Origin of the sequence: Prevotella corporis DSM 18810 = JCM 8529 (assembly GCF_000430525.1) — a bacterium.
GTDB lineage: Bacteria > Bacteroidota > Bacteroidia > Bacteroidales > Bacteroidaceae > Prevotella > Prevotella corporis.
This window is the reverse complement of the sequence record NZ_AUME01000044.1, coordinates 1-22,083: the sequence shown is the minus strand read 5'-3', so window position 1 is coordinate 22,083 and position 22,083 is coordinate 1. Positions and strand designations below refer to the sequence as shown.

Below are 22,083 nucleotides of genomic sequence, written 5' to 3'. Positions count from 1 at the left end.
CCCGTGCGCAAATCCGTCCATCGTCTGCGACGAATTTTCAAGATCACCTTATGGCCTCGAATAGGGAAGTCGGTTATATTAACTGCTTCCATGAACCCCTTGGACTCGAAGGTGGCATTACCTGACAAAGTCTTGTCCATACGTTCGTCAAGACTAATATGAAACTCAGGTCCAACCTCGCAGACAGAAACGATAGTAAAATAATCTAATATTTGAGAAGGCAAAACAAGAGTTGCCAAGGTGCGTAACATTTTTTCTTCCATAATGCGAAGGTCGGAATTATTAAGATAAATAACAAATTATTCCCCCATTGATTTTCTACTGAGCCATAATCTTCAGGAGAGTCAATACGCTCTAATCTCTCTTCATAGTCATTGAGAAGATTACGGAGCTTAATATTAATTTCATGTGCGTTAGGAACTCTCACCACTATTCCGTTTTCGAATTCTGAAAGAGCATTAACAGAATAAGATGTAACGATGTAATGAGTTTCGGATCTGTGACCAATGGAAATACGAATCTTGTATGAACCATCTTTTGATTTTGTGTGCTTGAGCACTGCGAGTTTGATTGTTGCCATTATACTTAATTCTTAAAACGAATAGAAAAAACTTGCTTAGCGGTCCAAATTTGGACGAAATAAGCGTTTTTTTTATTCCCGAATAGCGTAACGGCTGGGGAGTTGAAAAAGAAAAAGTTCCTAAAAACCAGTGTTATAGGTACTTTTTCAAGAGGTGATTCCGTTGGGGTTCGAACCCAAGACCCACAGCTTAGAAGGCTGTTGCTCTAATCCAACTGAGCTACGGAACCATCAAATCGGCTGCAAATTTACTGCTTTTATTCTTTTTAGCCAAATAAATCGGTGGGTTTTTATTTACTTGAACTTTTCCAAGAATGAATCTGCCTGTTGATTACCCAGTTCTTTTGCTTTTTGAATATTCTTGACTCCCTCTTCTTTTTGTTTGTTTTGGCATTGCGCAGAACCCAAAATGAGATATGCTTCGGCAAAGTCTGGCTTTAGTTTGATAGCCTGCTTTGCGGCATCGATGGCTGCATCCAATTTATTTACTCGCAAAAGCAAACTCCCAGCCTCAGCACAATATATCGGTTCTTTGGGATCGAGTCGTGACGCGATAAGGATATCTTGCAAGGCTTGCTTCCATAATTTACCTTTTGCCTCGCATTGCTCACGCATATAATAAAATTCTGGTCCAAGCTGACCCCTATAAAAATACTCATAGGTATAATAATCCTTCATGGCAAGTCTGTAATCTCCCATCTTGTCCAACTGTTTTGCACGTGCAAGGAAATAGGGTGCTGCTGTCTTGACGTACGGTGTGTCGCAAAGTTCGATGCTTTGATTGAGCAAACCCAGAATTTCCTTGTCGTCACTCTTCAATTGCTGCTTGCATTGCGCCATCTCAAGGTAGATCTCTGGATTCTTAAGGGGAGTAGTTGTCAGCGCCTCAAACTCCTTATAGGCCTTTTCATAGTCTCCCTTCGAATAGATGATTTGCGCCTGAAGGTGTCTATACTGTGGCTCTGCCTTAATCTTATAAGCCTTTTCCGCCTCACTCATGGCTTTATCAAGAGTCCATCCAAGGCTCTTTAGTTGGGGCTCAATGGACGGATTGACCATGCATATATATATGGTTCGAGCATAATTGTAATGTGCCTCATCTTTGGCCTGTGCTTTAGCTATGGCATCCCTCAATGTTTTATCAGCATTCGCAAAATCATTCTTGGTTATCAGCAAGTTGGCATTTGCCAAATACCCGTCATTGAGTGTTGGGAACTTGCCCAAAAACTCTTTAATCACACCATCCCTATAACTTTCAGACTTGTCGGCTGACAGCATGAGGGCAATCGTGGCTTCTTCCACACTGGCTGGTAGAGCCACTCTTATAGCACATTCACGAAGCGTGAGGTCGTTCTGCGAGAGTCCAGAGATCACAAAATCACGCGCAAAGGCTGCATCTGTTGCACTTTTGATGCTATTATTCGAAGAATAAAGTCCAATCACTTGCCCTTTGTCATTAGCCACGATTGCTCCGTTTAGTTTATCATCTACATCAGTTGTAAGCACACTGTAATTGTATTTTTCCATGAACTTTTCAACCTTCGTCACCATTGCTTTCGCTAGCGGATTGCTTTTGGACGTTGTGACAATCCATGCGTTGGAGTTAGCAGTGACATTAGTCGCCAAAGCAGCCGGCGTCGTTGATGACTGGATTTGGAACTTAACGATGTCGTAGATACCATTCGCTCCCATTAGCGCCTCAACATTGTGTTTCTGCCCTTTGTTGTCGATTACCACCGCACGACTTGCACCAATAAATGGTTTCCACGGGCTTACACAAACTCCGTCAGCGGAAATGAAGAAACCATTGGAACTTGACAGTATAGAGCCGTCTTCCTTGAAAGTCGTTAACGTAAAGGTTGCATCTGCCAACTTCTTGATTGCCGATGGCTGTGCAAAAGTTGAGACTGTGACAACAAATGATATAAGGACGAGGATGGTTCTTAGGCTATTTTTCATATCTTGATTCATTATTCGTTTCATGTTTATTATTTTGTTAATGCAAATTTATCCCTTTTTATTGGTTTCATTAAACCTTGAGAAGTTCTTTTGCATTCTGAAGGGCAGCCTCGGTGATGTCTGTTCCAGACAACATCTGGGCAATCTCGGTTACCCGTTCTTCTTGAGACAGCTCACGTAGATGACTGGTTGTTTCCTTGTCGGTGTCCCTTTTCTCAACTTTGTAATGCGACGATCCGAGCGCGGCTATCTGTGGTAGATGTGTTATTGAAATAACCTGTCGCTCATGGTTACCCATCTCTTGCATAGTAAATGCCATTTGCTGAGCGATCTTTCCGCTAACGCCAGTATCAATCTCGTCAAAAATTATGGTCGGGAGTTTAACGGCCCCACTTATCATAGCTTTGAGTGACAGCATGACACGTGCGATCTCACCACCAGAGGCCACTTGCGCAATGGGTTGCAACGGATGGCTCTTATTGGCAGAGAAGAGGAAATTCACTTTGTCTGTACCATTGCTACTTAACGGTTTATCCGTAATGTCAATCTTGAACTGGATGTTGGGAATGCCCATAGGAATGAGCTTTTTCTTCATCTCCTCTTCCACTTTCTTGGCAGATTTGATTCTTGTTAATGTCAGGGACTTTGTAAGTTTCACGCACTTCTCATACTTAGCTGCAACTCCCTGCTCAAGGGCTTTTAGATCATCGGCACTGTTGTCAATACTGTAAAGCTGTTGCTGCAAGTCGTCCTTTATATCAAGTAGTTCCTCAACAGATTCAACGTGAAACTTCTGTTCAAGATGATAAATCTTGTCCAATTGCTGATTGATGTGGTCGAGTTGATTCGGGTCGAACTCAATGTTCTCTTTATCAGAGCCTATCTCGTTGCCAATGTCCTTCAACTCAATGTAGGCGGAAGTTAACCTTTCTGCCAGTTCTTTGTTCTTAGGGAACACCGAGACGATGCCTTGGATAGCTTCGGAGGCTTTCTTCAGCGTATTGACGACACCAGTTTCTTCGTCATTCAGCGCATAGTCGGCCTGATATAACGCACCTTTTATCTCTTCTGCATGTGATAATGTCTTGCTCTCGCTCTCCAACTCTTCTTGTTGTCCTTTCTGAAGATTGGCATTCTCTAACTCATCAAATTGAAAACGAAGGAACTCTTCGTTGTCAGCTCTTTCAGATATTTTTTTCTTGAGAAGCTCTAATTCCTTCAGAGCTTCCCGATAGGAATGATAGTGTTCTTTATACTTGTTGAGTTCGTTAGTGTTTTGAGCTATTATATCAATGACATTCAGTTGAAAGTCCTCTTTCTGAAGAAGCAAATTCTGGTGTTGTGAGTGAATATCCACCAACTGTTCGCCAATTGTTTTCATCAATGTCAGGGACACTGGTGTATCGTTTATAAATGCCCTTGATTTGCCATTATCCGTAAGTTCTCGGCGAATAATTGTCTCCATTGGATCAAAATCGATGCTATTATCGGTAAAGAATGTCTCAAGATCGTATTTCTCTATATCGAATGTTGCCTCTATGACACATTTTTTCTCACCTTGCTTGATTTGCTTGCTGTCCGCCCTATTGCCCAACAGTAGCCCAATAGCCCCAAGTATTATACTTTTACCAGCTCCAGTCTCACCACTGATGACTGAAAAGCCAGGATGGAAGTCAATATCCAATTGTTCTATTAAGGTGAAGTTCTTAATATAAAGATGCTTTAGCATGTTTTCTTATTGTTTTATCTTATTCCAGAATGCATTTTGGCTGGCATTTATGTTGAAAAGAATTTCATAAACCGACTCTTTCTCCTTCTGTGTCCCCTTTCCAGCATAGATGTTTGTCAATTCATCTTTCTTGTAATCCGTCCAAATCTGTGGCAAAAGACTCATCGGTCGGTCAGCGTGCGCTTTCTTCAGGTCATTTTCTATCGCTGTGGTGATATTGGTTCTGCCACGTTCAACGCTGTTTGCCATCTCATCAAGTCCCGTTCTGTAATAATCATACTGCAACTGTCTGAACGGCTTCATAGCCCCGTCAAGATAATCATTGATGATTGCGAACCTATTCCGTGAGTTTTCAAAAGCCTTCCATCCAGTAAAATTTAGATTCTGTGCATTGTTGGCAAGGTTCATACACCGCTGTAGGATATCCTCGCCACCCATCGGTGAAAAAGAATCAAGGTCAATTCCAATGATGAGATAGGCATAATAGGCGAAAAGCGCTGTCAACTGATTGTCGATGTTCTCCTCGTTGAAGTCAATCTGGTCGAACTGGGCAAATTCAAAGTTGAAATCACCGTCCTGATTATTATATAAGGTGGTGGTGTAGGCAGAGTTGTACACTGGTCTATTGGCTTGAACCAGTGCCGTACATGTGAAAGTGTTCGTGCTTGGGTCGTATTGCGTGACGGTGATGTTAAAGTTGCAGACGATTCGCTCGTTTTTCTGAAACTTCAAGTTGGTCCATTGTTTCTCATTTACGAACTGCTCCAACGTCTGCTGGAGGTTTTCAAAGACCGAGGCATCAGTACCCTGTATCTGGTTATGGTTGATATTTATCTTCGCCTGTAGCTCCTGTGCATTCGCAAAGTGACTAAAGAATAGAAGACAATTCATCAACAATATCACGAGCCACTTGTGATTTGTTCTTTTTCTCATAATCCTTTTTCCCTTTACTTGAAATGATCGTGATTTGATTCTCGTCCGATTGGAATGTTGTTCCCGGGATTTTGGTAGAATTCAGCACTATAAAGTCAGCGTTCTTCTTCTCCAATTTTGCCTTCGCATTCGTCTCCTCATTATTGGTTTCCAAGGCAAAGGCGACGAGGCGCTGACCTTTTTTCTTCTGTTTGCCTAAAGCTGCCGCGATGTCCTGTGTGGATTGAAGGTCAATATGTAAACCATTTTTTCCGCGTTTTATTTTATTTTCAGAGAAAGTTTGTGGCTTGAAATCTGCAACGGCAGCACAAAGTATGGCGGCATCTGAAGAAGGATAAGCCTCCATACATGTATCATACATCTGTTGGCAGCTCTCAACGTCAATTCTGTTGATTTTCTCTGAACATTCCAGATGTACTGGCCCCGCCACCAGCGTGACTTCAGCACCTCGGCACCTGCATTCCTCAGCCAATGCGAAACCCATTTTGCCAGATGAATAGTTTCCTATAAAGCGCACTGGGTCAATCTTTTCATAGGTAGGGCCAGCCGTTATGAGTATCTTTTTCCCATTTAGGTCGTTAGATGTCTCCCTTTCATGATTGAAATAGGCTTCCAAGGCCTCCACAACCGCTTCAGGCTCTTCCATACGCCCTTTTCCCTCCAGTCCGCTGGCCAAGAATCCGTTCTTGGGCTCTATGATTGTGTTTCCTCGCTGTTGAAGTGTCCTAAGATTTTCCTGAGTGGACGGATGTCTGTACATGTCGAGATCCATTGCCGGGGCTATGAAAACAGGTGCTTTCATGGAAAGATAAGTCGTTACAAGCATATTGTCGGCAATGCCGTGGCACATCTTTCCAAGACTGGCAGCCGTGCATGGGGCTATCAACATGGCATCAGCCCATAATCCGAGGTCAACATGTGAATGCCAAGTGCCGTCGCGTTGCGAAAAAAAATCACTGATGACAGGCTTATGAGTCAGTGCAGAAAGCGTTATCGGAGTGATGAATTCTTTTCCGGCCGGTGTGATAACCACCTGCACCTCCGCACCTTTTTTTATCAGCTGGCGTATAATCAGGCAACTTTTATAGGCTGCGATTGACCCAGTGATACCAAGTACTATTTTCTTTCCGTTAAGCATATTCTATCTGTTGTTGAACTCTCGTAGGCGAATACGTGTCAAAACCTGCTTTGTATTGTAAGTAAAGTCGTTAGCAAGCATCCAACTGTAATAGCCGGGGTCCTTGCGGAGCACCTCAGCAACATCCCATCCCTTGTATTTCCCAAAATTAAAAACTTCGTGTCGGCGTGGTTTGTTATTATCATCCATCAATACATTGCCGTCTTTATCAGTAACTTGCTTCCAAATAATGCGTCCGGCAAAATCAACAAAGTCATTCATCTGGGAGAACTCCGCCAGTTCTTCTATGTCGTTTTTCAAAATACGCTCGGGCTCTTCCTGATTCTCTGGCGAATACATGGCTATCTGCCCTTGGAGGACTCTCCACGTCGCCTCAGTGTCCTCGTCGGCTTTGTGTGCCTGAAAGTCGTCTTCCATCTTTCTACCACAATAGAATTCATAGGCGGCAGCAAGGTTTCGACGTTCCATTTTATGAAAAATGTTCTGGGCATCGATGAGACGGCATTTCGAAAAGTCGAAATCCACTCCCGCCCGCAGAAATTCTTCAGCCAGCATAGGAACATCGAAGCGATTGGAATTGAAGCCCGCAAAGTCGCAACCAGAGAAAATGGCCGACAGTTCCTTGGCTTTTTCCTTAAAGGTCGGCGCATTGGCGACATCGTCGTTTGAGATACCCGTCAATTCAACGACTTCCCGAGGAATTTCTCTCTCAGGGTTGATATAAAGATTGCACCGTTCTTCTTTACCATCGGTAAAGACTTTGATGAACGATAGCTGAATGATACGGTCCTTAACAAGATCAAGCCCTGTTGTTTCGAGGTCGAAAACAATCAAGGGCTTTGTGAGATTTAACAGCATTCTAAAATGTATTTATAGATTTTGAGCATGGAATGCCTCTCCATGCCCAATAACTTTTAGCTTAATCGTTCAGTAACATTGGCATGATAAGCATGAGAACATGCTCGGTCTCCGACTGGTCGCCTGGTATGACAACACCTGCCCGTGACGGATCAGCCAATTGAATATTGACATCGTCACTCTGAAGATTGCTCAGTATTTCAAGCATACTGGAGCCCTTAAACCCTATGCTCATCTGATTGCCATTGTACTCACATGTAACACTTTCCTTTGCGCTTGTAGAGAAGTCGATATCCTCTGCGTTGAGGTCGAGTTGTCCATTTGTGACATGGAAGCGAATGAGTTGTGAGGAATCACTTGCAAATGGCAACACGCGACGAATTGCGCCAATGAGCGACTTGCGATCAATAGTGATTTGGTTAGGGTTGTCCTCTGGAATGACACTGTTGTAGTTGGGATATTTTCCTTCGATAAGGCGACAGGTGAGACTTCCGTCGGTGTAGGAAATCTCTGCTGAACGACTATCGAAACGAATGACTACGTCGCTTTCGTCCTTTGCCAGAGTTCCTTTCAGCAAGTTAGCTGGTTTCTTGGGCAAAATGAATGAGACTGGTACATCGTTCTTGATGGCAAAATTCTTGTTGCGCACCAGCTTGTGTCCGTCGGTAGCCACAATTGCCAGCCAGTCGGTCGTCAGGTCAAAGAAAATACCGTTCATAACCGGGCGTAACTCATCCTGGGCCGTTGCGAAAATAGATCGTGTGATATTATCGGCAAGGATACCTGAGCCGATGGTAATGCTCGTGGCATCACTGGCTATGGGCTGTGTCTTTGGATATTCTTCGGCATTGAGAATAGGGAAATTGTAGGAACCGTTCTGATAAGTGATATAAATTTTGAACTCTCCTAAGTTAACATCCACATTCAAGGGCTGTTCAGGAAGTTCCTTCACAGCATCCAAGATGGTATGGTTGTTTACCGCAAATGTACCCTCACCCTCAGAACCCTCAAGATTCAAGGTGGTTTGCATCACGTTCTCGCTATCAGAAGCAGTGATTGTGAGTTGACCATCGTGTACTTCAAAAAGAAAACATTCTAAAATTGGAAGAGTGTTCTTGCTGTTGATAACACGTGAAAGAGACAGCAATCTACTGCTCAAGGCAGTGCTTGAAATAGTAAATCTCATTAGTATCCTATGTATTTTAGTTATTAATCATCATTTGGTTTGACTGTTTTATCAGGAACAACCCTCGAAAGGTCTATTCTTGAATGTACAAAAATACAAAAAAGGCACGTGAAAAACAAAAATTAAGAATAAAAGTTTTTGTTTTTAGAACTATTTTAGTAATTTCGCAAATAAATAAGAAAACAAATATTTATCATTCTTCAAAATTATATGGAATTACAAGGAAGAGTTATCGCTGTATTGGAGGCACGTGAAGGAACCTCGGCACGTGGCCCATGGAAATCGCAAGAGTATGTAATTGAAACTCACGATCAATACCCACGCAAAATGGTATTTAACATATTCGGCGCAGACAAAATTGAGCAATTCGGAATCAAGGCTGGCGAGGAAATCATCGTCAACTTCGATATCGATGCCCACGAGTACAATGGCCGTTGGTTCAACAATATCCGGGCATGGAACATTCAACGTGTTGACGCTGCGGCTGCCCAAGCTGGTGCGCCTGTGAGTGCTGCTGCGCCACAAGCTCCCGAAGGTGGCAGTCAGGCTCCTTTCCCTCCTGCCAACGAGAGTTCGGCAGCTGACGATTTACCATTCTAAGTAGAACAGTAAAGGAAAATCAACATACGAGTCCCCTCTTCCTAAGATTCAACAAGTGGAAGCGGGGATTCTTTGCGTTTTCGACTCACCGCATTGCACAACTTCGTCTATCCAGACAGCAAAAGAACCTCGTAAAGCAGAGAAACGTTAAGACGAGGAATCATTTTCAGTTGTTAATTTCGTTGATCTGATCATACTGACAAGCATAAACTCAAATCGGTCAACAGACCGCACCTTCGCTCTTAGATGATGAGAATATGGCATCCAGACTGACGGCATTCGCTTTTCGACAGTTTTTCTACCGTACTCTCTCGCCACAGCCAGCTACGGCTTTATTAGAACGACAAACAAGCAACTCGCTATCAAATAAAATCAGCTCAAGCTCTAATGACCAGTTGCGGATTAAAGCTTCGCCCAACTTCTCTGGTTTTAGGCAATCAATCAGATGATGAAATGAATTGACAAAAGTGAACAATAGCTTTTAATCCATAAACAACTGAAAATCAAAAGAACATCATTTCTCATTTTAAAAGGTCAGGTTTTGGCTGCCCAAACCTGACCTTTTGTAATCTCATAGCTGACCGTTCGCAAAGAAAAAGCTGTGGATTTGGAAACTGTTTTTGAAATTATTTTACAAATATCGGACTATACTGTGTAGCAGAGAATCTATCCAAATCGACAATTAGACCAGCAAGCCTAGTTTAACTTGACTGTCCTAATGGCTGAACAGGTAAAAAAAATCCCACCGTCGAAAGAGACCGTGGGATTTATTTTGTTTATCAGTGCTTGGTAAGAGCATCGACAATTTTCAAATGGAGTCTTACTTAATAATCTCCTTGCGTGTCGTTCCGTCGCTCATCTTGACGATATTCACACCACGCTGAGGAGTGTTGAGACGTGCACCGTTTACGTTGTAACGAGCAACTTCAACTGCATTTGCATTGTTTGCCACATTTTCAATACCAGCAGCAACTGCAACGGTTGTAACATTGTCTATACAGCATTTTTCATCAATAACTGTATAGTCGCCGTATGTTTCTTTTGCGCCGTCAAACTTGAAGATGATACGCTGTGCTTCAGCAGGGAAAGAAGAAAGGTCTATGTATTTCCATGTATCCAGTAACTGAATTGCACCGTTTTTGAACTCGCCAAGCATCACCTCAACTGTTGCGCCATCAATTTCCTCATCATTCCCTTTTTTATCAAATTTAGCACCTTGAATGATAACCTTGAAGAAGTCACCCTCCTTGCTTAATTTACCTTTGCCACGATATTTGCCTTTTTTCATAATATCGACAACTCTCATGTTGTTTGTGAGATACAAGCCTTTGATTCTGCTACCTTTGGCAATTGTAAAGCCAACTTTTTTCCCCATAACGACACCAAAGGTCTCTGATTTGTATCCACCTCCTACAATATTGGCATAATCACCAGTTTTATACTTATAAGTATTGTCTGATACCTTGGAAACTCCTACACCTGTTGTCGAGTCAAAAGTGCCATATTTGGTTACACTATGGTCAAAAATTAGATCGTATGTAATAGGTGCTTGCTCATAATCACATACCCAAAACAGTGATTTAGGATCCCATGGCATTGGGGTACCTTCTACTTTTTTTCCATTAACATCAAGTGAATCACCACGGTAGAAGCCATCGGAATTGAACTTCACAGTTGGGATGTTTTCAAAATCAGATACGGTCTCTTGTGCATCTTGAGCCATTGCCGGCATTGCAACGAACGCTGCAGTAGCAATAATTGAGTAAAAAATCTTTTTCATAAGCTAAAATTAAATGATAGTTGATTATTAATATTGATTGTTGAATCTAATTCGTTAATGTCCTTCGAATGTTTATAAGTCATTTAGGTATTTGTTGAAAGCTCTCTTCCTCAATTCTATTTACAAATCACTAATGGGGAACATTGCTTCTATGCCCAGGTGAACGACGAAAGTCGCATTTTGAATTCCATTTCACACATTCATAATAGTTGCAACGATTGCAAAGATAATACAAAAAACTTAAAATACAAACAATATACTGCTTTTTATTTGTAATTTCGTCAACTTTTCAATAATCACCCCACCATCAATGCTTTAGCATCAATGGTGGGGCATTTTATTTTGATGTTTGAAATTGATTACTTAACCATGACTTTACGTGTTGTTCCATCGCTCATCTTCACAATATTCAAACCGCGTTGAGGAGCATTCAACCGTGCTCCATTCACGCTGTAGCGCGCAACCTCGTACACTTCAGTCTCCTTCTTGAACGTATTCTCTATGCCCGTGGAAACCATGGCCGACAAGTTGTCAATGACACAATATTTCGGAGTATTAAGTCCCCATTTCGATTTGTCAGATCCGTCGAACCCAAAAGAAATTGTCTTTACCCCTGTAAAGTCAGAGAGGTCAACCCACTGCCAGTCGCTAATGTATTTTAAAGTTCCATCGCTGAACTCCGCCAGCATAATCTCCTTTTTGACAATGGAGTTGTCGGCCTTCTTTCCTGTCAAGGTTACCTTTATGAAATCGCCATTTTTGGTAAACTTATTCGAATAGCCGTCTCCATTGAGAAAACTGTTTGCTGTATAGGCAGAGTTGGTAATGTAGAATCCTTTGAGTTGGGTCACCGACTCATCAACCATGATGCTGTCTTGTGAATCAAAGATTACACAAAAGTTGGCAGAACCGCCATAACCACCGCCTACTACATTATTATATTGGTCTGGATTTAAATTTTTATATGTCGTTTGGGTTCTGTTGGAGATTCCGAATCCCGTCCATGCGCTAAAGGATGGTGTGTAACTGTTTGAGAACGTGAATGGTCCTTGTTTGTAGTTGGAGTAATAGCCCGTCGCACCATAACTGTCAAATGTGTTTTCGGTCTCCTTTCCAATGTAATAACCATCGGTAGTGAGTGTGACACCTTCTACATTCTCAAATGTAGCAGTAAAGTTTGTTGATTCTTGTGCCATAGCTGGCATTGTAACGAACGCTGCAGCAGCAATAATTGAGTAAAAAATCTTTTTCATAAGCTAAAATTAAATGATAGTTGATTATTAATATTGATTGTTGAATCTAATTCGTTAATGTCCTTCGGATGTTTATAAGTCATTTAGGTATTTGTTGAAAGCTCTCTTCCTCAATTCTATTTACAAATCACTAATGGGGAACATTGCTTCTATGCCCAGGTGAACGACAAAAGTCGCATTTTGAATTCCATTCCTTCATGATAAATGCAAAGATAACACAAAAAACTTAAAATACAAACAATACACTGTTTTTAATCTATCAATTCATCAGCTTTTCAACAATCTTGTCTATCGCAATACCTGTGGAGCCAAATGAAAAACGTTCATTATTGAGATAGATTCTCAACATCACGGGTGTTTTACCCTCCTTGTTGACATAGTTGCTTATAAGATAGAAGGCGGTGCTAAAAATTGTCTTCATAATAGTTTTTTTAATTGTGCCCAGAAATAGAGAAATTGTGGCCAGACGAAAAGGACATTGTGGCCAAACGGAAAGGATATTGTATCCAAACTCCCATTCTTTCAACTTCTGCAGCCCAGCTACAAAGTTCTACATAATTGTTTGAATAGCAGTATAATACAAGTACTCTAAACGAACTCTCTACGAACTCTTGGCTACAATTTTTGTTTGCCTCAAAAAAATGTAGCCAGATTGTAGCCGCGGGAGAGTTTTTGGGAGTATAAACGACCTCTAAACGACCTCTGAAAAGTAAGAATTGTATAAAACAAAAGTATCGCAACTTGTGAAGTTACGACACTTACGGATTTTTGAAGTTTTTCTCAACTCTTTTTACAGAGTACTTCATGCGGAGAGAGAGGCTCTTTCTCTTGAACTATCACAAGCTATCAAATCGCATCAATCTATTGTAATATAGCAGTTTACGCAAAATGTTAATAAAATGAGATTTCACGGAAAATCTTTGGTAATATTATTTTTAGGGTGTAACTTTGGGTGCATAAAACAATACACCCGAAGGTATGAATATCAAACGGAACATCATCTTCACGTTGGAGAGCAGGAAGAAGGACGGAGTTCTTATCACAGAGAACGTGCCTATTCGTATGCGCGTTAATTTTGCATCCAAGCGGATTGAGTTCACCACAGGCTTTCGCATTGACGCAGCCAAGTGGGATGCAGATAAGCAGCGTGTGAAGAATGGTTGTAGCAACAAACTGAAACAATCGGCTTCTGAAATCAATGCTTCGCTCTTGGAGTATTACACGGAAATACAGTCAATCTTTAAGAGGTTTGAGGTAGAGGACGTAATGCCAACACCCGAACATATTAAGGAGGCTTTCAATGCTTTGCACAAACCTGTGAGCGAAGAACCTAAACCAAAGAAAGAAGCGTTGCCTTGTGATTTCTTTCAGGTGTTTGATGATTTTGTCGAGGATTGTGGACGTCAGAACAATTGGACGGACTCCACGTTTGAGAAATTTGCAGCCGTGAAAAATCATTTGACCAACTTTCGTGAAGGACTTACCTTTGAGTTCTTCGATGAACGAGGCTTGAATGATTATGTGAGTTATCTGCGTGATGTAAAGGAGATGCGTAACACCACGATTGGCAAGCAGCTCAGTTTCTTGAAGTGGTTTCTTCGCTGGGCTTTCAAGAAAGGTGTGCATCAGAACAACGCTTACGACAACTATAAGCCGAAACTCAAGAGTACACAGAAGAAAATCATCTTCCTCACTTGGGACGAACTCAATCGTCTCCGAGAGTTCGAAATACCTTCCAACAAGCAGGCTCTCGAACGTGTACGTGATGTTTTCCTTTTCCAATGCTTCACTGGTTTGCGCTATTCTGATGTCTTCAATCTCCGCAGGAGTGATATTAAAGGCGACCATATTGAAGTAACAACGGTCAAGACTTCCGATAGTTTGATTATCGAACTGAACAATCATAGCAAGGCAATTCTTGATAAATACAAGGATGTGGCGTTTGAGCATGACAAAGTTTTGCCTGTGATTACCAATCAGAAGATGAATGATTATCTTAAGGAGTTGGCTGAAATGGCAGGTATTGACGAACCTGTGCGCCAAACTTATTACAAAGGCAATGAGCGCATAGACGATGTTACACCTAAATATGCTTTGCTCGGCACGCATGCTGGTCGCAGAACGTTTATCTGTAACGCCCTCGCTTTAGGTATTCCTCCGCAGGTGGTGATGAAATGGACTGGGCATAGCGATTACAAGGCTATGAAACCATACATAGACATTGCGGACGACATTAAAGCGAATGCCATGAGTAAATTCAATCAATTATAACACCGAAACAATATGAGCCAGGAAATAAACAAGGCAGAGAAACAAGATTTATCTCTCATTGTTCGAGCCATCGGTACTGACCTTGAACATACACAAGTACGCATGATTACTTCGGCTAATGCTGATATGCTCTTCCATTATTGGAAGGTGGGGCATTTTATTCTCTATCTCCAAAAGAAAGAAGGTTGGGGAAGCAAAGTCATTGACAACCTTTCTAAGGCAATACGTTCTAAATATCCTGACAAGAAGGGATATTCCACTCGTAATCTTATCTATATGTGCCAGTTTGCAAAGGCTTATCCTATGGAGGCTCTAACAGAAATGGGTAAGGTTGAAAGATGGTTTAATAGTCCTTCGGTTGATAATATATTGCAACTAACGAGCAAACTAAATCAATTTACGCAAGAGCCTCTTGCGCAAATACAAGCCACAGATATTCAAGGAAATATAATTACGCAAGAACCCCTTGCACAATTAGGAGAGATATCTGAAGCACTGTCTGTCATTTACCAACACGATATAAATAAGATAGAAGAAATTTTTAAGCAGTCTGCCGTAGTTCGCACTAACTGGGCGGGCCATGTTATATTGCTTAATAGTAAGCTGCCTTTGGGTGAACGTTATTGGTATATCACGCAGGCGGTTGCCAAAGGTTGGAGTAGTAATGTTCTGCAAATGCAGATTGAAACAAACCTTTTCGCTCGGCAGATTACGGCAAAGAAAGTGAGCAACTTCTCTGTGCGATTACCCAAACCGCAAAGCGACCTTGCCAACTATTTGATGAAGGACCCTTACATCTTTGACATGATGGGACAGACAGATGAAATGGCAGAACGAGACATTGAACGGCAATTGGTTTCGCATATCACCAAATATCTTTTGGAAATGGGCAGTGGCTTTGCATTTGTGGCACAGCAGAAGCATTTTGAAGTAGGCGATTCTGATTTCTATGCCGACCTCATTCTCTATAACATCCAACTGCATGCATACGTTGTTATCGAACTCAAAGCCACACCTTTCAAGCCCGAATATATGGGGCAACTCAACTTCTACATCAATGTGGTGGACGACACCCTCCGTGGCGAACACGACAACAAGACGATCGGCTTGCTCCTCTGCAATGGAGGAGATAAGGTGGTGGCACAATATGCCCTTTCTGGCTACGACCAGCCAATTGGTGTCAGCGATTACCAACTTTCAAAGGCTATTCCCGATAATCTAAAATCGGTTCTGCCTACGGTGGAAGAAGTTGAGGAAGAGCTAAGCAAGATTGTGGAGCAAGAAACTAACTAAAACATTTATATTATGCCCAATAGCATCAAAGAATTACTATCTCAGTTATTACCATTACATCATGCTGAACAAGAGAGGCTAAAGAAAGAAAAGGAGGAAGGAAAATGCTTTAATGTGTTTTCTGCGCTGAATATGTGCTCTGACGAAGTACGCTTGCATTCACGTTTACTCGCAACATTACTCAACCCAAAGGCAAACCATGGCTTGGAAAATGAATTTCTCAAATCGTTCCTTATAGCTTTGGGATTGCCAGAGGATTATATTACATATTGTAAAGAGCAGATAGTTGAACGACCCATAGGAGAAGTAACAGAAACTACTGGCGGCCGTATAGATATTATTCTTGAAGATAGGGGACATGCCGTTATCATTGAAAATAAAATCTATGCAGGTGACCAGCCTAACCAACTGCTTCGATATCATAACTATGGGATAAAAACATTGGGGGAGAATAATTTCAAATTAGTTTATCTTACTTTACATGGTAGTGAACCTTCTCCAGACTCATTGGGAGGGGGACATTTTGATTTTATCAAACTTTCCTATGCACAGGATATACTAAAGTTGTTAAAAGATCTTGTACCGACTCAACCTCTAAAGCCTGTTCACCACACCATCGAAGATTATATCACGATTATCAAACAACTTACTGATCAAGATATGAACACAGAATATCAACAAAAAATTATTAATAAAGCTATTGATGAGAAATATATTGATGCTACTTTAGGATTGTTACAGCTAACGAAACAAATCGGAGATGCATTGATTGAAAAATATATTATCAAAAAGCTCATTGGCTTTGAACAACGTCAAGATGACAATGGTGCTCTATGGCGAGATTTAGACGAGGCTTATGCAATTGTTATACGAACAGATGATAACAACGAATGGAAAAAAGTGTGGATAGGAATTTCTCCAAAAAATGGATATGAGCAGCCTTCAAAAAAACTTGATTGCTTTGCATATGAACCAACCTCTATTTATCCTTATGGTTGGAGTTGGATTTCTGATAACGAAAAAAACAACTGGCATGATCCTGCCCAATATCCAGCAATTAGAAACGAAGAAGTATTGACATGGATAAAGGATAAGATTAGCGAAATAAAAACTTGTTTTAAATCTAAAATTTAGAAAAGATATAAATGGAAGACTTAAAGCAACTCTTAGATTTTGGGGAATCATATCAGCAATTTGTTGCTTATCATTGTTTTGGTGATAAAGCCAAAGAAATACTAAGCAGTCTGCAACTGCCCTACAAAGATATATGTAATTGTAATGACGACCTACACTCCAAACAATGCTTAGCTATTTTTGTCTTCACTGACAATGCTGAAGTATATGTATCTGAAATAGACTCTTTTATTAAACAGTATAAAGGTATAGTTGGTAGCATTTTTATTCTAGACCTACACTCTAGTATACAGTATGATTTGTTCAAGGAAAGATGGGAATTCTACAATATTCTTACCTCACAAGATAGTACAGTACAAGAAGACATTCTGCACTATCTGCTGTTTTTCCATCATTTCATAGAAACTGTTGGACTCATTGGTATGGATTTTAATGATTTTAGGATGTGTGCTCGTACAGCAACATATATTACTTCGGGAACAGCCCTCTCGTTAGACCAGCCCATTTATCCTATATCCTATAGCAATAATAATATTCGAACTGTTATGCTCGGGCTGGAGTTGCAAAGCCTTGAAGCAGACAGGGCAAAGGAGAATATGGATGTGTTAGCCTCTTTCTTGGAACAACTTCCAGATAATGTAGAAATCATTTGGCAAATTAGTCCTAAGTATGGTCATCCTCACACTGAATATATTGTAGGCTTCGATAAAGCTCCTGTATGGCATACTGATAATCCATAGCGCCCTAACATGACAATACTTCAAATCTCAGATACCCACAATCGACATCGGCTACTGACCAATTTACCAACAGCTGATGTTTTGGTGCATTGTGGCGACTTTACTGATATGGGTACAGAAGAGGAGGCACTCAACTTCCTGAACTGGTTAATCGAACAACCCTACCGGCATAAGATTTTTGTCACAGGCAATCACGATCTATGTTTATGGGAAGCTGAAAACATAGAAGACTTGCCCAATAATATTCATTTCTTGCAAGACAGAGGCTGTGAAATCGAGGGTGTGAGATTCTTTGGTTTGGCATACAATCATCAAGAGAGCATCATACCGCATGGCGTAGACGTACTTATTACACACGAACCACCTGCGATGATACTGGACGAATCCAACGGAATACATTGGGGGAATCTATCTTTGAGAAATAAGGTATTGGAAGTAAAACCCAAATTTCATCTTTTTGGTCACGCCCATGACGCATACGGCACGGAACAACAAGGAACGACTACCTTTTCAAACGGTGCCGTTCTTAACGACCATTATCAGTTGTGTAACGCTCCTTTGTTGCATAAGGTTTAACTGATAGTTAATACGTATTCTAACAGTACTAAATATTTTCTTAAAACGTTTGCTATTTCTTCAAATGCTTCTTTAGTTTCCTTTGTTCCTGTTTGATACGTTCTTGTTGCAGCAACAACTCCGCTTGCCGTTGCAAGGCTTGCTCGTAATCAATGACCTTCTGCTCCAACTGCTGAATGGGTTTTTGGATTGCGGTGCATAAAAAAGATATTTGAATGAAGAGTATTAGCGCCTTTTCTTCTACAATCTTAGTTCAGGCGATGCATATATTTCTTCTATGTTCATCATTTTTCTTTTTGATGATGTGGAAACTTCGTTAGTTATCAATCTGGATGGAGAAATTATTTATTTCTTCATTATTATCAATAATATGAAGTGATGCTGGCAACTGTAGGGCTTGTGGCGATGAGGTAGCATCTTTGTGAATAAAGATGATGCCCGTTTGAGGTTGAGTTATTGTGCAAACATCACGGAGTGTCTGGAGTTCTGCATGTCCACTGGTGTGAAAACCATCTTTTATTCCATCAAATATTTTATCGTCAAAGATACTTCTTATGTTTATTACATTAGACAATCTTACTGTTTCGTCACCATTGTAATAACCTTGCCACATGGAGTAAATAAGATAGGACGGTTCGTCATTGTAGGTCTTTATTCTTTTCTTTACCACCCACTCCTGACTCCCTCGGATAATATGTAGAAATCCATGATATTTCAAATGTCCTGTTACCTTATCAGACTCTTTATGAGGATATGTGAAGGCTTGATCGAATCCAAATAAATCCTTGTTTTGGGCATGATTGCTAAATATGTCGAGTATTGATTTCTGATATTCATCACAAACAAACAAGCGTCCTGTCTCTTTACATGCAGCATGGAATGAAGCAAGCCGCTCCATATCTGTTGATGAGCAAAGAGCATAAACATACTTGTGTTTTTTCAAAACATCTACCGTATTTCTTTTTATGTCATTCTCTGTCAGCACTGTTTCTTGTGAGCGACTCAGCATTGTACCCTCTGTGATAAGGATATCTACCGGTCCTATGTGCTTCTTCAACACACCATTGAGTGCCTTTCCCAGATAGCCATGTTGGCGAAAATCTCCTGTATGAAGAATGACCTTTCCCTGACTATCTATCTTAAACATGTAAGCGTCGAATGCAGAGTGTGAGCAATAGTAGGGCGTTATATTAATATCCCCAATCCGGATAGTGTGGTTGGACGTATAGGTACTCATTCTATTTAAGACCTTTTGCTCTTGGCTTAGTTCTCTTTTTTTATTTAGAACCTTGTTCCGACACTTCAATACTTCCAATGCTCCTTCGCCTATATATTGAGGTATCGCATCGGGTACAGCAGCAAAAAGTCCGATATGGTCGCCATGGTAATGAGTGTAGAACACGGCATCAACCCCCTTTGTCATTTCGGCAACCTCCTCGTTTGTCAATTCCGTTTTCATACTACCAGGGAGATTGCTTCCCAAATCTATCATGATTCGTGCCTGTGCCGTCGCTACTTCCGTGATACAGCCACCTACCTGATTGGCTCCGCGATGTATTGTGATTCGAATAGTTGGCTGTGTCGCTATTTTTTTCATGATTGGTAACCAATCTTGATATAAGCTATCTGCTTCCACAGACTTGTTCCCTCTCTTAGCAAATGCGTGCCAATATTTAGTTTGTATGACAAGATGATTTCCCATTCCCAAATCTATGTATTGCCATCCCTTTGGAACGTCCCCTTCATCAGCAAGTCCGAAGGTACAATCAGTAAGAGGGGGACATAACTTTTTGATTTCCTTCATCGTGAACCCTTCTTGAATGAAATTGGTGTGATAGGCAGTTCCGTCTGCCGTAACCATTATCAGAGCTCCGCCCTCTCCACATGCTCCCGCAAAAGAGTGAGAAAAGGCGATAATATTTAAGGAAAGATAATTTGAATAATTTTCCCTTGTTATTTCAATCATCTGACTTATGTTCATAAGATGTGTTTTTAAGTTCATTGCAATGGCTGGTATTGATAAAAGTGGTTGAATATTCTTTCAGACTTTTACACCCTTCCTGATGCGCATGTCCGAAGAGATGATAGCGTGGCTTCATTGTTTCGATAGCCTTACGGATAGACTCACTCCCCACACCACAATCTAAAATTCCCACAGGCGGATGATGTGCTATGACAATGTCGATTTCCTTAGGCAATATCTCAATATCTCTGGCGGTATCCTCTGTGATGGCTGCAAAGTTGATTCCATCATAAGAGAAAGTGCCGTCATGAAGCAATACGATATCGTCTGTTTTGAATAGTGTTTCTGCCCATAATGGAGCAATGTCAAACGATAATTCATGATTACCAGGGGTGAAAAGTCTCAATTTCGCAGGTTGACTCTTGTACCAGTTAAGAAAATCCTCATAATCAGCAGGATTGAGATTATCTTCTACTGCATCGCCTGCACAAATAAGGATGTCTGCAGATTCCGGGATTTCTAATTGCCTATGCAGGCCATGTGTATCAGAAAATGCGAATATCTTTTTACCTTTACAACTGAAGAAAGTCGGTAATGTCTTCATTTTGTCCATCCCGATAACGACTGCTATACGAAGATAGCTGGCCGTATGGGTTCCTATTGCCAGTATCTGGCGCGTATTGGGAGCAATGGCTTGTTGCATCCCATTCAATGTTTCCAAGTCTTGCATAGTCAATTCTTGTTCTCCTTTGGGCATGTCTATATAAATGAGAATATTCTCTACATATCCCTTTCTCGCTTGTTGCCCCAATTTCTCTTGCACATTGTGGCAAAGCGATTGGAATGTGCCCAGTTTGTTTTGTTCTGCTTCAAAATCAGCAATGATGGTTGTAGTATCTTTGGATGCGAACACCTCTATATCCTCATTGGTAATGCCAATGAGATTGCTATTTCGCCAAATGGTGCGAAACAAGTCTTTTAATTCTTTTTGCATACCTTGTGTTATTTAGCGTCTCCCTTCGTCAAGGTGGAAACTTGTGATAAAGATTATGATTTAACGAGTCGCTTAAATTCTACGACCATTTTATCCATCTTCAAGATGGGCTGTCCGAGTCGAGTTTTCACTTCCTTGTAACCATGCGATTTTATCCATTCCACCACCTGGTTGCGAATACTGTTATCGTAGCGAAGACTCACTTGCATGGGGAGCGTGTAGCTGGAGACTGGCATTAGTAAGTTTCGGTCAAGCGGGTTGCCTAAAGTAATGCCAAGCGTGTAAGCAACCAGGCTTCCTGACAAATTTCCGTCAAATGGCTCGGGTACAGCATTCAAGTCTCTTTTTACACCTTCTACAATCTCCTTCAAGGACAGCAGGTTATCAGCCAACCCGAGATTCTTCAAAATTCTCAACTCGTCGTCAATGCGAGTGCGTACTTCTTCAGCAACTTCGATTCCCAATGTCTTGACCCCCCAGCTCACCTGAAACTGGAGTGCCTCATTCTTTACTCTTTCGTTCAATTCTTCTTTGCGTCGTTTTGTTCTTTCCATATTATATAATACGATTGAGAAATTTAATACTGGCGCAAAGTTAGGAATTTGGTATGCAGAAAGAGTTCATAGTTAGTATTTATCTTATTTTTTTATATAAAAAACGGACTGGTTCTGCATAGGATCGAATTGTATAAATTCACCCAATGAGCTTTCGTTGTATTTCTCTAAACAATAGCAAGCAATTCTTATAGGGATTGGCTTCTCGTCACCACCCATTATAGGAAACTGATAGTTGTCTATTTTACCTTTTAAATTTTTGATGGTTCTCTGGTCATAGCTTTCAATTATCTCGATAAAGTATCTTAAAGCATTTTCTCCTTCTGCTGGATTCATAAGTTTACAGAAATCTTTAGCATGCTCATGATTATGAGCATTTTTGGCTTTAAATTCAATTAAAGCAAGTTTTTCTTCTTTTCTGTTGAGAATGACAAGATCGAATGATGCCGTAGAGTCAACCAGCAAGTGCAAAATTACAAAACGTGTTTGAAGAACTCGCACTTAGGTGTAGAAAAGTTTAATTTTTCTCTCGGTCTTTCGTT

General features: G+C 40.9%; 20 protein-coding genes, 1 tRNA gene and 1 pseudogene. 6 read left to right on the top strand and 16 right to left on the bottom strand.

The annotated features are described in order from the left end of the window. The 9 genes from H515_RS14060 to dnaN form a co-directional block, all read right to left on the bottom strand. Nucleotides 1-263: ISAon1 family transposase N-terminal region protein (locus H515_RS14060; RefSeq protein WP_028901845.1), on the bottom strand; the 263-nt coding region annotated here is incomplete at its 3' end. Then, the gene (locus H515_RS15295; RefSeq protein WP_051274730.1) at nt 206-580 is read right to left on the bottom strand and encodes a hypothetical protein; all 375 of its coding nucleotides are present in this window, start codon (nt 578-580) and stop codon (nt 206-208) included. The genes H515_RS14060 and H515_RS15295, both read right to left, overlap by 58 nt. Nucleotides 581-735: 155 nt before the next feature. Beyond that, a tRNA-Arg gene (locus tag H515_RS0108620) sits at nt 736-810 on the bottom strand. Between the two features lie 64 nt (nt 811-874). Next, nucleotides 875-2,563 (bottom strand): tetratricopeptide repeat protein, encoded by a 1,689-nt coding sequence (locus H515_RS0108615; protein ID WP_025877401.1) that lies wholly within the window; start codon nt 2,561-2,563, stop codon nt 875-877. Between the two features lie 46 nt (nt 2,564-2,609). After that, nucleotides 2,610-4,268, bottom strand: a complete 1,659-nt coding sequence (recN, locus tag H515_RS0108610; RefSeq protein WP_025877400.1) for a DNA repair protein RecN — start codon at nt 4,266-4,268, stop codon at nt 2,610-2,612. Nucleotides 4,269-4,274: 6 nt separating this feature from the next. After that, on the bottom strand, nt 4,275-5,159 hold the full coding sequence (gene porD, locus H515_RS0108605) for a type IX secretion system protein PorD (RefSeq protein ID WP_025877398.1): 885 nt from the start codon (nt 5,157-5,159) through the stop codon (nt 4,275-4,277). Then, nucleotides 5,137-6,339, bottom strand: a complete 1,203-nt coding sequence (gene coaBC, locus H515_RS0108600) for a bifunctional phosphopantothenoylcysteine decarboxylase/phosphopantothenate--cysteine ligase CoaBC (RefSeq protein WP_028901844.1) — start codon at nt 6,337-6,339, stop codon at nt 5,137-5,139. The genes porD and coaBC overlap by 23 nt, the downstream gene beginning before the upstream one ends. Before the next feature lie 3 nt (nt 6,340-6,342). Next, nucleotides 6,343-7,197, bottom strand: a complete 855-nt coding sequence (locus H515_RS0108595) for a 3'-5' exonuclease (protein ID WP_028901843.1) — start codon at nt 7,195-7,197, stop codon at nt 6,343-6,345. 61 nt (nt 7,198-7,258) lie between these two features. Then, nucleotides 7,259-8,383, bottom strand: a complete 1,125-nt coding sequence (gene dnaN / locus H515_RS0108590; RefSeq protein WP_025877397.1) for a DNA polymerase III subunit beta — start codon at nt 8,381-8,383, stop codon at nt 7,259-7,261. Nucleotides 8,384-8,593: 210 nt separating this feature from the next. Here dnaN and H515_RS0108585 point away from each other — a divergent pair, with 210 nt between their 5' ends. Continuing rightward, nucleotides 8,594-8,983, top strand: a complete 390-nt coding sequence (locus tag H515_RS0108585) for a DUF3127 domain-containing protein (protein WP_025877396.1) — start codon at nt 8,594-8,596, stop codon at nt 8,981-8,983. 820 nt (nt 8,984-9,803) lie between these two features. Here the strand turns inward: H515_RS0108585 and H515_RS0108580 are convergent. The 3 genes and pseudogenes from H515_RS0108580 to H515_RS14055 form a co-directional block, all read right to left on the bottom strand. Further along, the gene (locus H515_RS0108580; protein ID WP_025877395.1) at nt 9,804-10,763 is read right to left on the bottom strand and encodes a DUF4465 domain-containing protein; all 960 of its coding nucleotides are present in this window, start codon (nt 10,761-10,763) and stop codon (nt 9,804-9,806) included. Nucleotides 10,764-11,122: 359 nt separating this feature from the next. Further along, entirely contained in the window at nt 11,123-12,016 is an 894-nt protein-coding gene (locus H515_RS0108575; protein WP_025877393.1) for a DUF4465 domain-containing protein, read from the bottom strand. A 283-nt stretch (nt 12,017-12,299) separates the two neighbouring features. Continuing rightward, nucleotides 12,300-12,437, bottom strand: a pseudogene (locus H515_RS14055) (site-specific integrase); the annotation flags it as partial. A gap of 557 nt (nt 12,438-12,994) precedes the next feature. Between H515_RS14055 and H515_RS0108565 the strand changes: the two are divergent. From H515_RS0108565 to H515_RS0108545, 5 genes are read left to right on the top strand one after another with little or no spacing between them, the layout of a single operon-like run. After that, the gene (locus H515_RS0108565; RefSeq protein WP_025877390.1) at nt 12,995-14,287 is read left to right on the top strand and encodes a site-specific integrase; all 1,293 of its coding nucleotides are present in this window, start codon (nt 12,995-12,997) and stop codon (nt 14,285-14,287) included. A 12-nt stretch (nt 14,288-14,299) separates the two neighbouring features. Continuing rightward, nucleotides 14,300-15,580, top strand: a complete 1,281-nt coding sequence (locus H515_RS0108560) for a PDDEXK nuclease domain-containing protein (protein WP_025877386.1) — start codon at nt 14,300-14,302, stop codon at nt 15,578-15,580. 12 nt (nt 15,581-15,592) lie between these two features. Further along, nucleotides 15,593-16,714, top strand: a complete 1,122-nt coding sequence (locus H515_RS0108555) for a PDDEXK-like family protein (RefSeq protein WP_025877384.1) — start codon at nt 15,593-15,595, stop codon at nt 16,712-16,714. An 11-nt stretch (nt 16,715-16,725) separates the two neighbouring features. Then, nucleotides 16,726-17,454, top strand: coding sequence for a hypothetical protein (locus tag H515_RS0108550; RefSeq protein WP_025877382.1), 729 nt, complete (start codon nt 16,726-16,728; stop codon nt 17,452-17,454). 9 nt (nt 17,455-17,463) lie between these two features. Further along, nucleotides 17,464-18,030 (top strand): metallophosphatase domain-containing protein, encoded by a 567-nt coding sequence (locus tag H515_RS0108545; RefSeq protein ID WP_025877380.1) that lies wholly within the window; start codon nt 17,464-17,466, stop codon nt 18,028-18,030. 316 nt (nt 18,031-18,346) lie between these two features. Here the strand turns inward: H515_RS0108545 and H515_RS0108535 are convergent, their stop codons facing one another. The 4 genes from H515_RS0108535 to H515_RS0108520 form a co-directional block, all read right to left on the bottom strand. After that, nucleotides 18,347-19,996 carry an MBL fold metallo-hydrolase gene (locus H515_RS0108535; protein WP_238300162.1) on the bottom strand — a complete coding sequence of 550 codons (1,650 nt, stop codon included), beginning with the start codon at nt 19,994-19,996 and terminating at the stop codon, nt 18,347-18,349. Then, complete coding sequence (locus H515_RS13775) at nt 19,989-20,987, bottom strand: metallophosphoesterase family protein (RefSeq protein ID WP_025877376.1); 999 nt, start codon at nt 20,985-20,987, stop codon at nt 19,989-19,991. Before H515_RS13775 ends, H515_RS0108535 begins: the two co-directional genes overlap by 8 nt. Nucleotides 20,988-21,040: 53 nt before the next feature. Further along, nucleotides 21,041-21,541 carry a hypothetical protein gene (locus tag H515_RS0108525; protein WP_025877375.1) on the bottom strand — a complete coding sequence of 167 codons (501 nt, stop codon included), beginning with the start codon at nt 21,539-21,541 and terminating at the stop codon, nt 21,041-21,043. 84 nt (nt 21,542-21,625) lie between these two features. Then, nucleotides 21,626-22,012: a hypothetical protein gene (locus H515_RS0108520; protein ID WP_161625404.1), complete on the bottom strand. Its 387-nt coding sequence runs from the start codon at nt 22,010-22,012 to the stop codon at nt 21,626-21,628. Nucleotides 22,013-22,083: the final 71 nt, after the last annotated feature.

Coding starts and splice junctions, on each gene's coding strand:
- H515_RS0108555 (WP_025877384.1), top strand. CDS start 15,593: ATGCCCAATAGCATCAAAGAATTACTATCTCAGTTATTACCATTACAT.
- H515_RS0108560 (WP_025877386.1), top strand. CDS start 14,300: ATGAGCCAGGAAATAAACAAGGCAGAGAAACAAGATTTATCTCTCATT.
- H515_RS0108580 (WP_025877395.1), bottom strand. CDS start 10,763: ATGAAAAAGATTTTTTACTCAATTATTGCTACTGCAGCGTTCGTTGCA.
- porD (WP_025877398.1), bottom strand. CDS start 5,159: ATGAATTGTCTTCTATTCTTTAGTCACTTTGCGAATGCACAGGAGCTA.
- H515_RS0108585 (WP_025877396.1), top strand. CDS start 8,594: ATGGAATTACAAGGAAGAGTTATCGCTGTATTGGAGGCACGTGAAGGA.
- dnaN (WP_025877397.1), bottom strand. CDS start 8,383: ATGAGATTTACTATTTCAAGCACTGCCTTGAGCAGTAGATTGCTGTCT.
- H515_RS0108615 (WP_025877401.1), bottom strand. CDS start 2,563: ATGAAACGAATAATGAATCAAGATATGAAAAATAGCCTAAGAACCATC.
- coaBC (WP_028901844.1), bottom strand. CDS start 6,339: ATGCTTAACGGAAAGAAAATAGTACTTGGTATCACTGGGTCAATCGCA.
- H515_RS0108575 (WP_025877393.1), bottom strand. CDS start 12,016: ATGAAAAAGATTTTTTACTCAATTATTGCTGCTGCAGCGTTCGTTACA.
- H515_RS0108550 (WP_025877382.1), top strand. CDS start 16,726: ATGGAAGACTTAAAGCAACTCTTAGATTTTGGGGAATCATATCAGCAA.
- H515_RS15295 (WP_051274730.1), bottom strand. CDS start 580: ATGGCAACAATCAAACTCGCAGTGCTCAAGCACACAAAATCAAAAGAT.
- recN (WP_025877400.1), bottom strand. CDS start 4,268: ATGCTAAAGCATCTTTATATTAAGAACTTCACCTTAATAGAACAATTG.
- H515_RS0108545 (WP_025877380.1), top strand. CDS start 17,464: ATGACAATACTTCAAATCTCAGATACCCACAATCGACATCGGCTACTG.
- H515_RS0108595 (WP_028901843.1), bottom strand. CDS start 7,197: ATGCTGTTAAATCTCACAAAGCCCTTGATTGTTTTCGACCTCGAAACA.
- H515_RS13775 (WP_025877376.1), bottom strand. CDS start 20,987: ATGCAAAAAGAATTAAAAGACTTGTTTCGCACCATTTGGCGAAATAGC.
- H515_RS0108535 (WP_238300162.1), bottom strand. CDS start 19,996: ATGATTGAAATAACAAGGGAAAATTATTCAAATTATCTTTCCTTAAAT.
- H515_RS0108565 (WP_025877390.1), top strand. CDS start 12,995: ATGAATATCAAACGGAACATCATCTTCACGTTGGAGAGCAGGAAGAAG.
- H515_RS0108525 (WP_025877375.1), bottom strand. CDS start 21,541: ATGGAAAGAACAAAACGACGCAAAGAAGAATTGAACGAAAGAGTAAAG.